We start from the raw sequence: 13,891 nt of genomic DNA, 5'->3' as shown, positions 1-13,891 counted from the left end.
GCCTCTGGCCCATCCCTGTGTGCTGAGTTACAGTAACTCTCCGTAACAGCTATCGGAACGGGAATTCGGGGTGTGGCATGCGACCTGACGTCGACGTGGTGATCGTGGGTGCCGGTTTCGGCGGGATGGGTGCGGCCATCGAGTTCAAGCGGCAGGGGATCGACAGCATCGCGATTCTCGAACGGGAGAACGATCTGGGTGGGACGTGGCACGTCAACCACTACCCGGGTCTCGCCGTCGACATCGCCTCGGTCACCTACTCCTACTCGTTCGAGCCCAATCCGGACTGGTCGCGGTTGTTCGCGCCGGGCAGCGAGCTCAAGCGCTACGCCGAACACATCGCCGCAAAATACGACCTCAGACGGCACATGGAGTTCGGGACACTCGTCGAGTCCGCGGTCTGGGACGACGAGGACCGGTTGTGGCACGTGCGGACCGGTGACGGAACCGAGCGCACCGCGCGCTACCTCGTGACCGCGACGGGCTTCCTGTCGCAGCCGCACATCCCGGACTTTCCGGGGATCAAGAATTTCGAGGGCACGATCCTGCACACCGCCGACTGGCAGGACGGTTTCGACTTCGCCGGCAAGAAGGTCGCGGTGATCGGGACGGGTGCGACCGCGGTCCAGTTGATCCCGGAGATCGCCGACCGGGCAGACGCCCTGACCGTGTTCCAGCGGACGCCGATCTGGGTGGTGCCGAAGGTCGATTTCGCGATCCCGCCCGTGGTCCGCCAGCTGTTCCGTCGTATCCCCCTCACGCAACGGGCTGCGCGCGTGGTCAATTCGTCGCTGCTCGAGATGCTGATGGTGTTCGGGGTGTTGCACTTCAAACAGGCCAAGCCCGGTAACAAGCTGGCGGCCCGGCTCGCCAAGGCGCACCTGCGATCGCAGATCAGCGATCCCGAACTGCGTCGAAAGCTGACGCCGGACTACGACTTCGGGTGCAAGCGGCCCACGTTCTCCAACACCTACTTCGCCAGCTTCGCCCGACCCCACGTGACCCTCGAGACGAGCGGTATCGCCCGGCTCGAAGCCGACGCCATCCTCGCCGCCGACGGCACGCGAACCGAGATCGACACCCTCGTGCTCGCCACCGGGTTCAACCTCTGGGACGTCAACTTCCCGGCCTTCGAGATCATCGGCCGCGACGGACGAGATCTCGGAAAGTTCTGGCGCGAGAAGCGGTTCCAGGCGTACGAGGGCATCACGGTCCCGAGATTCCCGAACTTCCTCTCGCTCAACAGCCCGTACTCCTACAGCGGGTTGTCGTACTTCACGACCATCGAGGGGCAGATGAAGCACATCGCCCGCCTTTTCGGCGAACTCCGGCGCCGTGGCCGAGACACCTTCGAGGTCACCGAATCGGCCAACGACGCGTTCCTCGACGAGGTCACCGACCGCCTCCAGTCGTCGGTGTTCTACAACGGAAACTGCGCCGGGTCGCGGAGCTACTACTTCAACCAGCACGGCGAGGCGACCCTGCTGCGCCCGGCGTCGACGCTGCGGACCCTGCGCGAGATGGACTCGTTTCCGTTGCAGGACTACGCATTCAGCTAGAACGGTGGCCCTTGGCCGCCGTCACAACGGGTTGAGCAACTCCGGTCCGTTGTTGGCGACGCGGTTCACCAGGGGCGCGACCTCGCGGATCGCGATGGCATCGACGATCGTCCGGGCGGGAGGCGCGAACAGGTCGTCGGGCGCCAGGTTGTCGGGATCCAGCCAGGCATCCCAGTTGTCGTACGGCATGATCAGCGGCATCCGGTCGTGGACCTCCTGCAGTTCGCCGACCGCGTCGGTGGTCAGGATCGAGCAACTGAGCAGCGGTGAGGCCTTCTCGGCACCGTCGCGGTCGGTCTTGTCGTGCCAGACCGACCAGAGACCCGCCATGAACAACCTGGTCCCGTCCTGGGGGGACATGAAGAACGGGATCTTGGTGGGCTTGCCCTTGCTGTCCGGGGGACCCTTCTTCCACTCGTACCAGCCGTCCATCGGCACCAGGCAGCGTCGCGATCTCACCGACGAGCGGAACGAACTCTTCTCCGCCGCGCTCTCCGCGCGCGCGTTGAACAGAAGTGGGCCCTTGCCGACCTCTTTCGCCCAGGGCGGCACCAGCCCCCACCGCATCGCCCGGACCCGCAGGAGTGGGTCGTCATCGGGATCTTCCGGTGCGTGCCGCTTGACGACGGTCATCACCGTCGTCGTCGGCGCGACGTTGTAGTTGACACCCGGGGTCCGAGGTGCCGCGTCGAGGTCGGTGGCGCCGTCTCCCGCCGGCTCGGGCACCTCGTTGACCGCGTCGATCTCCGCCGCGAGCTTCGCCGGGTCGGTGGTCACCGCATAGCGTCCGCACATGGTGACCATGCTGCCCCACGGCGCCTGCCGGCGCGACTGTCCCGGTGGGAGGCGGTCAGACTGCGACGTCGGCGACCACGGCCTCGGTCACCGAGACGAGATCGGCAGGTGCGAGCGCGATCTCGAGACCGCGCTTACCGGCGCTGCAGAGCACCCGGTCGAACTCCATCGCCGAGGCGTCGACGACGGTGGGCAGCAGGGTGCGCTGACCGACGGGTGAGACACCGCCCAGGACGTAACCGGTGGTCCTGGTGACCGCTTTCGCCTCGGCCATCGCCGCCTTCGAGGCCCCCAGCGCCGCGGCGGCCGCCTTGAGAGAGAGTTTCCGCGGCACCGGGACGACGGCCACCGCCAGACCCGGCCGCTTCCCGCCGGACAATTCGATGACCAGGGTCTTGAAGATCTGGGTGTCGAGCACGCCGAGATCCTCGGCGAGCGCCGCGACGGCTTCGGCGCCGTAGGCCTCCGAGCGTGGGTCGTGGTCATACCGGTGCACGGTGTGGACGATATTCGCGCGTTCGAGCGCGGCGATCGCCGGAGTGGCAGCCATGGAACTCGGTACCTCCTGGTCGTCGGTCTGGCGGGGTCGGGGGGGCGTGGCCGGTCGAGTGGGCGGCGGTCCGTCAGGGGAGTGGGCGCCGATGAGTGACTGTGACACGGATCGGCTCATCAGGAGCGCAACCGTGGTGCGGGAACAAACCGCCCGTGACGCTCTGTTGTGACTGGTTGCAACGTGATGAGCAGTACCGGAAGCAGGAGGTCGAAAGGCATATGAGCGCATCTGCCGTGATGGAGTCACCGCAGCGCATCGAACCGGGACCTCTCTCGGTGGGGACGGGGTCGGTAAGCTTGATCGACAGCCTCTCCGTGCTGCCTCTCGTCGAAGGGATCGTAGTGTCCGAAGCCAAGACAGCCGGGCCGGAGCCGGCCGGCGGTGGTTCAACCGGCACCGGTTCATCCGGCCCCGGGTCGGCCGACGCCGCCTCGAGCGACAACCGGGCCCCGCGGCGCGCCGATCCGAGCGAGACCCCGGAGCAGCTGACCGAGCGGTTCGAGCGCGACGCACTTCCGCTGCTCGATCAGATGTACGGCGCCGCTCTGCGGATGACCCGCAATCCGGCCGATGCCGAGGACCTCGTCCAGGAGACCTACATCAAGGCCTTCACCGCGTTCGCATCCTTCCGCGAAGGCACCAACCTCAAGGCGTGGCTCTACCGGATTCTCACCAACACCTACATCAACGGCTACCGCAAGAAGCAGCGTCAGCCCGCGCAGTACCCGACCGACGAAATCACCGACTGGCAGATCGCGGCGACCGCCGAACACACCTCGCAGGGGTTGCGCTCGGCCGAGATCGAGGCTCTCGACGCTCTTCCCGACGACGAGATCAAAGCCGCTCTCCAGGCGCTGCCCGAGGATTTCCGGATGGCCGTGTACTACGCCGATGTAGAAGGCCTGCCGTACAAGGAGATCGCCGAGATCATGGACACACCCATCGGGACCGTCATGTCGCGACTGCACCGTGGTCGTCGACAGTTGCGTGAACTGCTGGCCGATGTGGCTCGCGAACGTGGCTTCAATCGCTCCGCCCGCGTCTCGGATGCGGAGGTGGCGCGATGAGCGACATCGATCCTGAAGTGACACAACTCGATTGCTCGGCCGTCATCGCCGACGTGTGGCTGTTGCTGGACAACGAATGCGACCAGAACGCGCGTGAGCGGTTGCAGGGCCATCTCGACACCTGCCCGTCCTGCCTGGCGCATTACGGAATCGAGCAGCAGCTCAAGGCGCTCGTGAATCGCAAGTGCGGCGGCGATCAGGCCCCGCAGGGTCTCCGCGACCGGTTGCGGATCGAGATCCGCAAGACCGTCATCGTGCACGAGATCTCCGAGACCGAACACTGAGGACGCCCGCTACAGCGGGTCCACACCTGAAAAAGCCCGGGCGGCCTGATGGCCGTACCCGGGCGTTTTTCTTGTCTCGCTCGCCGAACCCGCCGTGAGGCGAGGATCAGGCGTTGGGGCGCTTGCCGTGGTTGGCAGCGTTCTTCTTACGAGCACGCTTCTTGCGTCCGCGCTTTCCCATGACGCATCTCCTTCATTGCGGGGCGGGCATCGTCGGTGACAGGCCCGTCGTGTACTGGTCATCCCGCGGGATCGGGACATCACAGTGTCTCAGGCATTCTGCCACGGTCCAAAAAAAGGCCTCCCACCACCCGGTGCCGTGCCCGCTCATCGGGTGCGGCGAGGTGGGCTAACTTAGGTGCATGGCTGAAGACGTGGTCGCAGAGATCGTCGCGAGTGTCCTCGAGGTACGCGTCGCCGAGGGGCAGGAGATCGAGGTCGGGGACACCCTGGTCCTCCTGGAGTCGATGAAGATGGAGATCCCCGTTCTCGCGGAGGAACCGGGCACCATCGACACAGTCAAGGTCCGCGTCGGCGATGTCATCCAGGCCGGCGACGTCATCGCCACCTTCCGGTAGCGATCGCGCCGGACCGTTCGCCACCCGCGTCAGAATGTCGACCCTCTCCGACCTCCTCGCCGAGCACACCACTCTGTCCGATGCGGCCGCCGCGCACCTGCAGCGACTCGTCGCCGAGTGGCAGTTGCTCGCCGACCTGTCCTTCGCCGACTTCCTGCTGTCGGTCCGGACCGACGAGGGTGCCGTGGTGACGGTGGCGCAGTGCCGGCCGAACACCGCGTCGACGGTCCTCCCGACCGACGAGGTCGGCCGTGTCGTCGACACCGAGGCCCATGCCCAGGTGGTTCGCGCCTTCACGTCGAAACGGATCCTGCGCGACGAGGACCCGACCTGGTTCGGCGCGAGTGCCATGCGCCAGGAGGCCGTCCCGGTGGGTTTCGACGGATCGGTGATCGCGGTACTCACGCGGGCCGTGGACCTCACCCACCCGCGACTGCCCTCGCCCCTCGAACTCGCGTACCAGGACTCGGCGGACGATCTGTGTCAGATGGTCGCCGACGGCACGTTCCCACACGAGGAGGGAAATCCGAGGGGTTTGTCGACACCACGTGCCGGTGACGGTTTCATCCGGCTCGACGGGCACGGCATGGTCACCTACACCAGCCCGAACGCGCTGTCGGCGTTCCACCGGATGGGGTGGACCGCCGAACTCAACCACACGCGGCTCTCCGATGTGGTCAAGCAGCTGATCACCGAACCCTTCGAGGCCGACGACGTCGCGTTGATGCTCGACATGGCCGCAGGCGTGACCGAGGTCCCGACCGGGCCGTACCGCGACATCGGTATGCGCGTCGAGGCCGACGCGCGCCGTGCCACCGCGCTGATCCGGGCGGTCCCGCTCCGTCCCCGCGGCGAGGTCACCGGCTCGGTGGTCCTCATCCGCGACGTCACCGAGGTCAAACGCCGCGACCGCGCGCTGATCAGCAAAGACGCCACCATCCGCGAGATCCATCACCGGGTCAAGAACAATCTGCAGTCGGTGTCGGCGCTGCTGCGCCTGCAGGCTCGGCGGACGTCGAACTCCGATGCCCGCGAGGCCCTGAACGAGGCGGTCCGACGCGTCGCCTCGATCGCTCTCGTCCACGAACTGCTCTCTGGGAGCGTGGACGAAGAGGTCGACCTCGACGAGGTCGTCGACCGGCTGGTCCCGATTCTCGTCGACGTCGCCTCGGGTGAGGCGCGGGTGGCGGTGCGTCACCGGGACCGACTCGGTGTGCTCAGCGCCGAACTGGCGATGCCGCTCGTGATGGTGCTCACCGAACTCATCCAGAACGCGATCGAGCACGGGTTCGACGGTGCCCCGCCGGCCGACGCGGAGATCGCCGTGATCGCGGAACGGGACGTGCGGGGGTTGCGTATCGCCGTGCGCGACAACGGTTCCGGTTTACCTGCGCACTTCGACCTGGCAACCTCGGACCACCTCGGTCTGCAGATCGTGCAGACTCTGGTCTCGATCGAACTCGGCGGCGAACTCGACGTCCACGCCAATCCTGCCGGGTCGGGAACCGAAGTGGGAGTGTACATCCCGCTGCGCGCCTGATCTCCTGCGAGTCGCTGCCGGTGTGCGGCAACAGGACGCGGACACGAAAAAACCCGGCCGTGGCCGGGTTTCTTCGAATCCGGTGAACGTCGCCGGCCTGGGAGGGCCTAGACGCTGCTCCGGGTACGCGTACGTGCGGTACGGCGCTTGAGTGCGCGTCGCTCGTCCTCGCTCATGCCGCCCCAGACGCCCGCGTCCTGGCCGGACTCGAGTGCCCACGACAGGCAATCGGCGGTGACGGGGCACCGCGCACAGACGAGCTTCGCATCGGCGACCTGTGCGATGGCCGGGCCGCTGGTTCCCACGGGGAAGAACAGCTCCGGGTCTTCGTCGCGACAGATGGCCTTGTGACGCCAGTCCATTCCTCTACTCCTTCGGGCGCGCTGACGCGCACCACTCGATAATCAGCTGCTGATGATTGTTGGCTGTAACTCTCAGTTCACGCGGCGCACCAAATGTTTCCGCGCTGTTGCTTGTGAATACTTTCACGAATCCAGCCGAAGTCAATGGGTTTGCTTTAACACGTGTGCAACATCACGTCGGACGCCTAGCACCTCGTATTCGCTCTCCCACCAGGGGGTGCGGGCGTCTTGCTCGGTGCCCGTGTAGTAGCCTACTCGCTCTCTGGGTACCGTGTCGACGAATATCCGCAGGTGGAGCCGTCATGAGCCGGGAAAAACCCTGTGACGTGGAGCGATGTGACGAGTATGGTCGGACACATGCGTCGACGATGTTGATCCACACCACGTGAAGCCACCCATCGACGGCTGACCGTTGCCGCGGTGGGTGCGGCTGCCCTCGAGGACCTCATCCCGCTGTACCCGTTGTACGCGGTTCTGTTCGCCGACCCCGCTGTGCCCGGCGCCGGCCTCGGCGCTGCCGAGATCTCCACGCTGTTCGTGATCTGGTCGGTGGCATCGGTGATCGTCGAGGTCCCCACCGGGGTCCTCGCCGACCGCGTCCCGCGACGCGTGCTGCTCGTCGTCGGACCCTGGGTGACGGCGTCCGGATTCGTGCTCTGGACCCTCGTGCCGTCGTTCGCGACGTTCGCGGTCGGATTCGTGTTGTGGGCCATCGGCGGCGCCCTGCGGTCGGGTACCACGCAGGCACTGGTCTACGACGAGCTCGTCCACCTGAACCGTGCCGGTGACTACGCGCGCCTGTCGGGTGCGATCCGGGCGGCGGGCGCGGTCGGGATCATCGCCGGGACCGCCTCGGCCGCACCGCTGTTCGCCTGTGGTGGATATGCCGCGGTGGGCCTCGGCAGTGTCATCGCCTGCGTCCTGTGTTCCCTCGTGTCGGCGACGCTCCCGGAGACGCGGGGCCCGTCCGTGGTCCCCGCCGAGACCGACGTCCCCGCCGAGGCCGACGTCCCCGCCGAGACCGACGTCCCCGCCGAGGGTCCGGACCTCGGGTGGTCGCAGGTCGTCCGTAGCGCACGGAGCTCGCTGCGGACGCAACCGGTGGCGCGAAGGCTGCTGTTTCTCGGGGTGGGTCTGACCTGGATCGCCGCCCTCGACGAGTACCTACCACTCCTCGTCGGGTCGTTCGTGTCGCGTGTGCCGGAGGTCGGACCCGACCCGCGCGCGGTCGCGCTCCTCATGATCGTGGTCTCGGTCGGTGACATCGTCGGGGCGCTCGCGGCCGGACGCCACCGGTCGACGGCGGCCATCGGACCCGCCGTCGGGGTGGGGGCGACGGTACTGATCGGCGCGGCGCTCTGGGGACATCCGGTCGGTGCGGTCGGGGTCGCGGTCGCCTTCGGCATCCTGGGGTGGGCGCGGGTGGTCGTCGATGCCGCGCTCCAGGATCGGTTGGAGTCGGCGTCGCGTGCGACGGTCACCTCGCTCGCCGGGGTGGGGGAGGAACTCGTCGCGATCGCGGCCTTCGCGGGATGGGCGATCGGGTCGGGCTGGTCGGGACCGGCCGGATTGTTCGCCCTCGCAGCGTTGCCCTACGTCGTGCTGTCCGCGGTGCTGATCGGGGGAGCGATCACGGCAAGGGCGTCGCGGCGATGACGAAAGCGGATGTCGCGGAATGCGCCGATGTAGTCGCCGTCCATCTGCACGTCGATCGGGGTCTCGGCCCGAAACCGCACCTCGTCGACGTCGTCGCACCGAAACAGATGCCGCGCTTTGGGATTCGCCTGGGTGAGCAGGCGAGTGGCGAGCGGGAGGTTGCGCAGGACACCGGTCGAGGTGGCCACGAACACCCCCAGTCCGGTGTGGAAACCGGTGCCGGGGTTGGTGCGGATCTCGCGGGGGCCGAGATATGTCCATGGGCTCGTGTTCGACACGAAACCGAACCGGGCGCCGGTGATCGGTTCGCGCCCGGGGATCTCGACGTCGAAGGTCGCCGACGTTCCCGACTGCTTGACGAAGCTGGTGATGGTCGTCCACAGGTAGCGCGCCGGCGTCGCGGTCTTGCCCGCGTGGCGTTTGTCTTCCATGGCGTGCACGACCACCGCGTCGATCCCCATACCGGTGTTGAACAGGAACCAGCGGTCGTCGGTGTGTCCGAGCCCGATCCGGCGACGTTCGCCGGCGTCGAGGAGGGTGATGATCTGCTGGGTCGCGAGCAGCGGATCGGGGTCGATGCCCAACGTGCGGGCGAAGACGTTGGCGCTGCCGCCGGGGATGACCGCCAACGCCGGACGGTTGCGGGCCGGATCGCTGCTCGACGGCGGGTCGAGGAGACCGTTGGCCGCCTCGTTGACCGACCCGTCGCCGCCGTGTACGACGACGGCGTCGAAGTTCTCGGCCGCCGCGCGCGCCGCGAGCTCGAAGGCGTGTCCGCGGTGGGTGGTGAGTTCGACATCGAGGTCGAAATGCGCGCTCAGGGTGTGCGCCAGCGCATCGCGACCGGCGGGACTGGTCGCGGTGGCAAAGGGGTTGACGATGAGCATGACGCGCACGACACCCGAGGATATGGGGTCGGACGCGTCCGCGCGCAATCGTGCCGGTACCGCACCCGCCGGGTCGGCGAGACCGGCACCAAATATCCTGGGACGGTGAGCACCGAGAAGGACCGCCCGGACGACGACACCGATCCGTCGGTGCCCCCGCGCCAGATCAGGTTCGCCGGCGCGGTGACGACCGTTCAAGGGCTGATCGGCGTGGTGGTCGCGGTCACTCTCGTGGTGCGGAGCCTGGCCGGGCACGAGGAGACCACGATCAGCGGGTACGGCACCGCGGCCTGGTTCGGCATCATCGGCGGCGGTGTCCTCGTCGGCGGTGTCGCCCTGCTGGTCGGCCGCCGCTGGGGACGCTCGATCGCGATGGTGGCCCAGATCCTGTTGCTCCCGGTCGCCTACTACCTCTTCACCAGCGGCTGGCCGGTCTTCGGCGTACCGCTGGGGCTTGCCGCACTGGCGGTCCTGGTGATGCTGTTCAGCCCGGCCTCCATTCGCTGGCTCGCCGGGGAACTCGAACCCGAGCGCTGAGGCCTCGCACCCGCAGACCTCCAGGTGGGCCGCGATGGCGGTGGTCGGTCCGGCTTTCCCGGCGTGGGGGAGTCTTATCCGACGGTCCTGGACCGACCCGCCGTACAGTAGGGCGCATGACGCGCATCCTCGCGATTGCCAATCAGAAGGGTGGGGTCGCCAAGACCACCACCGTGGAGTCCCTGGGCGCGGCGCTCGCCGACCTCGACGTCTCGGTGCTCGTCGTCGACCTCGATCCCCAAGGGTGCCTTACGTTCTCGCTGGGACACGACCCCGACCAGCTGGAGTCGTCGGTCCACGACGTGCTGCTCGGTGACGAGGAGATCGCCGACGTGCTGCTCGACACCGAGGACAAGGTCACGCTCCTGCCTGCGACCATCGACCTCGCCGGCGCGGAGGCGTTGCTGCTGATGCGCCCGGGGCGCGAGTATGCGCTCAAGCGTGCGCTCGCGGAGGTGAGCGAGGACTACGACGTCATCATCGTCGACTGCCCTCCGTCGCTGGGGGTGCTGACCCTCAACGGCCTGACCGCCGCCGACGAGGTCATCGTGCCGCTGCAGTGCGAGACCCTGGCCCACCGTGGCGTCGGACAACTCCTGCGCACGGTTCGAGAGGTCCAGCAGATCACCAACCCGAATCTCACGATGCTGGGCACGGTCGCCACGCTGTTCGACGCGCGGACCACGCACAGCCGCGACGTCCTCGCGGACGTGTCCGACCGATACGACCTCCCGGTCCTCGATCCGCCCATTCCGCGCACCGTCCGCTTCGCCGAGGCGTCGGCGTCCGGCACGTCGGTCATGCGCGGACGAAAGAACAAGGGCGCCATGGCGTACCGGGCACTCGCCGAGAATCTGTGGAAGCACTGGGAGGCCGGCGAGAAGGTCGGGACCTTCGACGCCTGACCGGGAGGGTCAGCCCGGCCCGAACGCCTCGATCTCGGTCCCGCGCTGTTCGACGACGGTGTCGCCGATGACCCGGAGGCTCACGACGGGGGTGACCGGTCCCCGCTCGCCCGGTTCGGCGCTGCGTGCCAGCGGGATCGAACGCACCTCGCGCCCGGTCGCGACATCGCGCACGCTGATCCCCGATGCGCTCGGCAACAGCAGTTGCCCGGCCATCACCTGCCCGGGACCGAGGGTCCCCGGCACCTGGTAGATCGGGTTGAGGGTCTGCCCGTTCAGCACGACCGTGGCACGGCCGGTCCAGTAGGTCACGATCCCGTCGGCGGCTATCGGGACGCTGCCGGGCGGTGGTGTCGCGTCACCCGCGACGGTGTTGGTCCCCGCGGCGACGCCGTCGGTGTCGAAGCGGCGGATGGCCGGTCCGCTCTCGGCTCCGAGCGTCGGGGGCTCGGCGGGACTCGCACCGCCGTCGTACACGGCGATCCCGGACGAGGACATCGCGATCACCACCGGTGGGGGACCGCTGACGTCCCCGGTGATCAGGGTCGAACCGTACTTCTCGACCTTGTCGTCGTTGTCGAGCACCGAACCCAGGACCGTCAGGCGGTATCCGGGGTCGTCGGCGCACCGTTCGACGACTGCCAGGCGGTCCCCGGACACGGCCGAGGAGAACAGTTCGCAGTCGGTGCGGTCCGGCGCGTCCTCGGGACGGACGGGTGCCTCGACGCGGCCGTACTCGATTCCGCGGACGAGGTTCGAGCCCCACGTCTCGAGACGCCGGGGTCCCTGCGCGACGACGTACCCCGAATCGGTGCCCAGCCTCAGTTCGGCGTCGGCGTCACTCGTGCGGGCCCCCGTGCGGGCGCCGGTCGCGGCGTCGAGGGCGGTGACCTCCGAGCAACCCCGGCTGTTCCGGTACACCGCAAGTGCCACATCCGAACTCGCCGTCCACGCGGTGCCGACGGTGCAGAGGTCGAGGTCGCGCCGATAGGACCACAAGGCACGTCCCGTGGCGGGGTCGTGGCCCACGACCGCGCCACCGTCGCCGGTGACGACAACGGACTCACCGATCGCGGGAACGGTGGTGGCATCCGAGGCGGCCCGCCATCGGGACACGAAGGTCGCGGGCACCGTCTGCGCCGGCTGGATGGCGGCCGGCGCGGCATCGGCCTGGACGCTGTCGGTGTGACGCACCGGGCTGACGGCCCACGCGATCGCGCACACGGTCGCGACGACCACGACGACAACCGCGGTGATGGCGAGATCGAGCGGCGTACGACGCTCGGGTCTGACTCGTGCCACGCGGGGGCTCGTCGGTCGTCAGTCGGTGACGGCTGCTGCCGACGCGGACTCGGACGTGCCGGATTTGGAATCGCCCGACTCGGTGGTGCCGGACTCGTCGCCCGCGGACTTGCGGCCCGCACCCCCGCGGCGGCGGCGGCGACGACGCGGCTTGGTGCCCTCACCACCGTCGGTCGCGGCGTCCTCGCCGGCGCGGCCCGCGGTCTCGGCCGTGGGATCGGAGTCTGCGGCGGGTGCGGCATCGCCGGCCGGAGCGGACGACGAGGCGGCGTCGTCGGCCTTGCCGCCCCGCGTACGTCGGCGGGTCCGATTGGCCCGTTTGCGGGGCGCACGGTCCTCGCGCGTCTCGCGCGTCTCGTGGGGATCGCGCTCGACCTTCGGTGCAGCGATCCTGCCGGTCGTCGACTCGGGGATCGAGAGTTCCTCGCGGAGGTGTTCGGAGGTCGAGTAGGTCTCGGGCGGATCGGGGATGCCGAGACCGAGGGCGTTGTTGATGAGTTCCCAGCGATGCAGCTCGTCCCAGTCGACCAGCGTGACCGCGATACCGGTACGGCCGGCGCGACCGGTACGGCCGATGCGGTGCACGTAGGTCTTCTCGTCATCGGGGCACTGGTAGTTGATCACGTGGGTGACGTCGTCGATGTCGATGCCCCGCGCGGCGACGTCGGTGGCTACCAGGACGTCGATGGTTCCCTCGCGGAACCGCTTGAGGGCCTTCTCGCGCGCGATCTGACCGAGGTCGCCGTGGACCGCGCCCACCTTGAAACCGCGCTCGGCGAGGTCGTCGGCGACCTTCTGCGCGGTGCGCTTGGTGCGGGTGAAGACCATGGTGGCGCCGCGACCTTCGGCCTGCAGGATGCGGGCGACGAGCTCGGCCTTGTCCAGGGCGTGCGCGCGGTAGACGTACTGAGCCGTGCGCTCGTGCACCGCCGAGTCGTTGGCGTCCTCGGCGCGGATGTGGGTCGGCCGGTTCAGGAACGTCCGGGCCAGCGTCACGATCGGACCCGGCATGGTCGCAGAGAAGAGCATGGTCTGGCGCGGTGTCGGCAGCGCGGACATGATGCGCTCGATGTCGGGCAGGAAGCCGAGGTCGAGCATCTCGTCGGCCTCGTCGAGCACGAGGATCGAGACCTTGCCGAGGACCAGGTGGCCCTGCTTGGCCAGGTCGAGCAGGCGGCCCGGGGTGCCGACGACGACATCGACGCCGGATTGCAGCTCGGCGATCTGTGCCTCGTAGGGGCGACCGCCGTAGATCGAGGTGATCTTGAGGGGTCGTTCGGTGCCGTCGGCCAGTGTCACCTGGAGTGCGGGCGCGACAACCTGCAGATCGCCGGTCACCTGCACACACAGCTCGCGGGTCGGCACGATGATCAGGGCGCGAGGGGTGTTGTCCAGCGGACGTACCCCGGACTCCTCGGCGTGGACGAGCCGGTGCAACAGCGGGATGCCGAAGCCGAAGGTCTTGCCCATGCCCGTGCGGGCCTGGCCGATGAGGTCGTGGCCGTCGAGCGCGAGCGGGAGGGTGAGTTCCTGGATCGCGAAGGTGTGGGTCTTGCCGTCCGCGGCGAGGGCGGACACGATGCGCTCGTCGACGCCGAGTTCGGCGAAGGTGGGCGCGGTGTGGGTGTCGTCGACGATGGTCGTCTGCACGGCGGAGTCGCTCATGTGCGGTTGTTTGCCTTTCTGGGCCGGTATGCGCGCGGTGTGTTTCGGTGCGCGCACGGAGAAGGCTCGAAAGTGCACGCGCAAATGTCGTAGTGGCACCGGGGATGTGACCGGGTATCGCGACAAAATCGCAGGTCTCGCGAACGAACTCACGAGCAACGCCGTCGTCACATCCACACGCTCGCGCCGGCGAACCGCGAA

15 protein-coding genes are annotated in these 13,891 nt (G+C 68.2%); 8 read left to right on the top strand and 7 right to left on the bottom strand.

The window, feature by feature from the left end:
- Positions 1-77 precede the first annotated feature (77 nt).
- Complete coding sequence (locus ACSUZC_RS16920) at positions 78-1,559, top strand: flavin-containing monooxygenase (RefSeq protein WP_439029657.1); 1,482 nt, start codon at positions 78-80, stop codon at positions 1,557-1,559.
- Positions 1,560-1,580: 21 nt separating this feature from the next.
- Here ACSUZC_RS16920 and ACSUZC_RS16915 read toward each other — a convergent pair whose 3' ends face one another.
- Together ACSUZC_RS16915 and ybaK are read right to left on the bottom strand one after the other, a co-directional pair.
- Positions 1,581-2,354, bottom strand: coding sequence for an SOS response-associated peptidase (locus ACSUZC_RS16915; protein ID WP_439029656.1), 774 nt, complete (start codon positions 2,352-2,354; stop codon positions 1,581-1,583).
- Positions 2,355-2,409: 55 nt separating this feature from the next.
- A complete protein-coding gene (gene ybaK, locus ACSUZC_RS16910) occupies positions 2,410-2,904 on the bottom strand; it encodes a Cys-tRNA(Pro) deacylase (RefSeq protein WP_439029655.1) in 495 nt (164 codons plus the stop codon).
- A 221-nt stretch (positions 2,905-3,125) separates the two neighbouring features.
- On the opposite strand from ybaK, the gene ACSUZC_RS16905 reads away from it, so the two are divergent.
- Both ACSUZC_RS16905 and rsrA read left to right on the top strand, forming a co-directional pair.
- The gene (locus tag ACSUZC_RS16905) at positions 3,126-3,974 is read left to right on the top strand and encodes a sigma-70 family RNA polymerase sigma factor (RefSeq protein ID WP_439029654.1); all 849 of its coding nucleotides are present in this window, start codon (positions 3,126-3,128) and stop codon (positions 3,972-3,974) included.
- The gene (gene rsrA, locus ACSUZC_RS16900; protein ID WP_439029653.1) at positions 3,971-4,258 is read left to right on the top strand and encodes a mycothiol system anti-sigma-R factor; all 288 of its coding nucleotides are present in this window, start codon (positions 3,971-3,973) and stop codon (positions 4,256-4,258) included. Before ACSUZC_RS16905 ends, rsrA begins: the two co-directional genes overlap by 4 nt.
- 106 nt (positions 4,259-4,364) lie before the next feature.
- Here the strand turns inward: rsrA and ACSUZC_RS16895 are convergent, their stop codons facing one another.
- Positions 4,365-4,439, bottom strand: coding sequence for a 50S ribosomal protein bL37 (locus ACSUZC_RS16895; protein WP_369758845.1), 75 nt, complete (start codon positions 4,437-4,439; stop codon positions 4,365-4,367).
- Between the two features lie 181 nt (positions 4,440-4,620).
- Here ACSUZC_RS16895 and ACSUZC_RS16890 point away from each other — a divergent pair, with 181 nt between their 5' ends.
- Both ACSUZC_RS16890 and ACSUZC_RS16885 read left to right on the top strand, forming a co-directional pair.
- On the top strand, positions 4,621-4,836 hold the full coding sequence (locus tag ACSUZC_RS16890) for a biotin/lipoyl-binding carrier protein (RefSeq protein ID WP_439029652.1): 216 nt from the start codon (positions 4,621-4,623) through the stop codon (positions 4,834-4,836).
- A gap of 34 nt (positions 4,837-4,870) precedes the next feature.
- The gene (locus tag ACSUZC_RS16885; protein ID WP_439029651.1) at positions 4,871-6,376 is read left to right on the top strand and encodes a sensor histidine kinase; all 1,506 of its coding nucleotides are present in this window, start codon (positions 4,871-4,873) and stop codon (positions 6,374-6,376) included.
- A gap of 107 nt (positions 6,377-6,483) precedes the next feature.
- Here the strand turns inward: ACSUZC_RS16885 and ACSUZC_RS16880 are convergent, their stop codons facing one another.
- The gene (locus ACSUZC_RS16880) at positions 6,484-6,738 is read right to left on the bottom strand and encodes a WhiB family transcriptional regulator (RefSeq protein WP_004023450.1); all 255 of its coding nucleotides are present in this window, start codon (positions 6,736-6,738) and stop codon (positions 6,484-6,486) included.
- A gap of 420 nt (positions 6,739-7,158) precedes the next feature.
- Between ACSUZC_RS16880 and ACSUZC_RS16875 the strand changes: the two genes are divergently transcribed.
- The gene (locus ACSUZC_RS16875) at positions 7,159-8,394 is read left to right on the top strand and encodes an MFS transporter (RefSeq protein WP_439029650.1); all 1,236 of its coding nucleotides are present in this window, start codon (positions 7,159-7,161) and stop codon (positions 8,392-8,394) included.
- On the opposite strand, the gene ACSUZC_RS16870 is transcribed toward ACSUZC_RS16875, so the two are convergent.
- Positions 8,331-9,281 carry a diacylglycerol/lipid kinase family protein gene (locus tag ACSUZC_RS16870; RefSeq protein ID WP_439033156.1) on the bottom strand — a complete coding sequence of 317 codons (951 nt, stop codon included), beginning with the start codon at positions 9,279-9,281 and terminating at the stop codon, positions 8,331-8,333. The two genes, ACSUZC_RS16875 and ACSUZC_RS16870, sit on opposite strands and share 64 nt — an antisense overlap.
- Positions 9,282-9,386: 105 nt before the next feature.
- Here ACSUZC_RS16870 and ACSUZC_RS16865 point away from each other — a divergent pair, with 105 nt between their 5' ends.
- Both ACSUZC_RS16865 and ACSUZC_RS16860 read left to right on the top strand, forming a co-directional pair.
- Positions 9,387-9,818: a hypothetical protein gene (locus ACSUZC_RS16865; RefSeq protein ID WP_439029649.1), complete on the top strand. Its 432-nt coding sequence runs from the start codon at positions 9,387-9,389 to the stop codon at positions 9,816-9,818.
- 116 nt (positions 9,819-9,934) lie between these two features.
- Positions 9,935-10,723, top strand: a complete 789-nt coding sequence (locus tag ACSUZC_RS16860; RefSeq protein WP_439029648.1) for a ParA family protein — start codon at positions 9,935-9,937, stop codon at positions 10,721-10,723.
- Positions 10,724-10,732: 9 nt separating this feature from the next.
- Here ACSUZC_RS16860 and ACSUZC_RS16855 read toward each other — a convergent pair whose 3' ends face one another.
- Entirely contained in the window at positions 10,733-12,025 is a 1,293-nt protein-coding gene (locus ACSUZC_RS16855) for an Rv3212 family protein (protein ID WP_439029647.1), read from the bottom strand.
- Positions 12,026-12,043: 18 nt separating this feature from the next.
- Positions 12,044-13,690, bottom strand: a complete 1,647-nt coding sequence (locus ACSUZC_RS16850) for a DEAD/DEAH box helicase (RefSeq protein WP_439029646.1) — start codon at positions 13,688-13,690, stop codon at positions 12,044-12,046.
- Positions 13,691-13,891: the final 201 nt, after the last annotated feature.

The organism is Gordonia terrae (genome assembly GCF_051789125.1).
In the GTDB taxonomy this organism is placed as follows: domain Bacteria; phylum Actinomycetota; class Actinomycetes; order Mycobacteriales; family Mycobacteriaceae; genus Gordonia; species Gordonia terrae_A.
The sequence above is the reverse complement of the archived record's forward strand: the minus strand, read 5'-3'. Positions and strand labels throughout refer to the sequence as shown.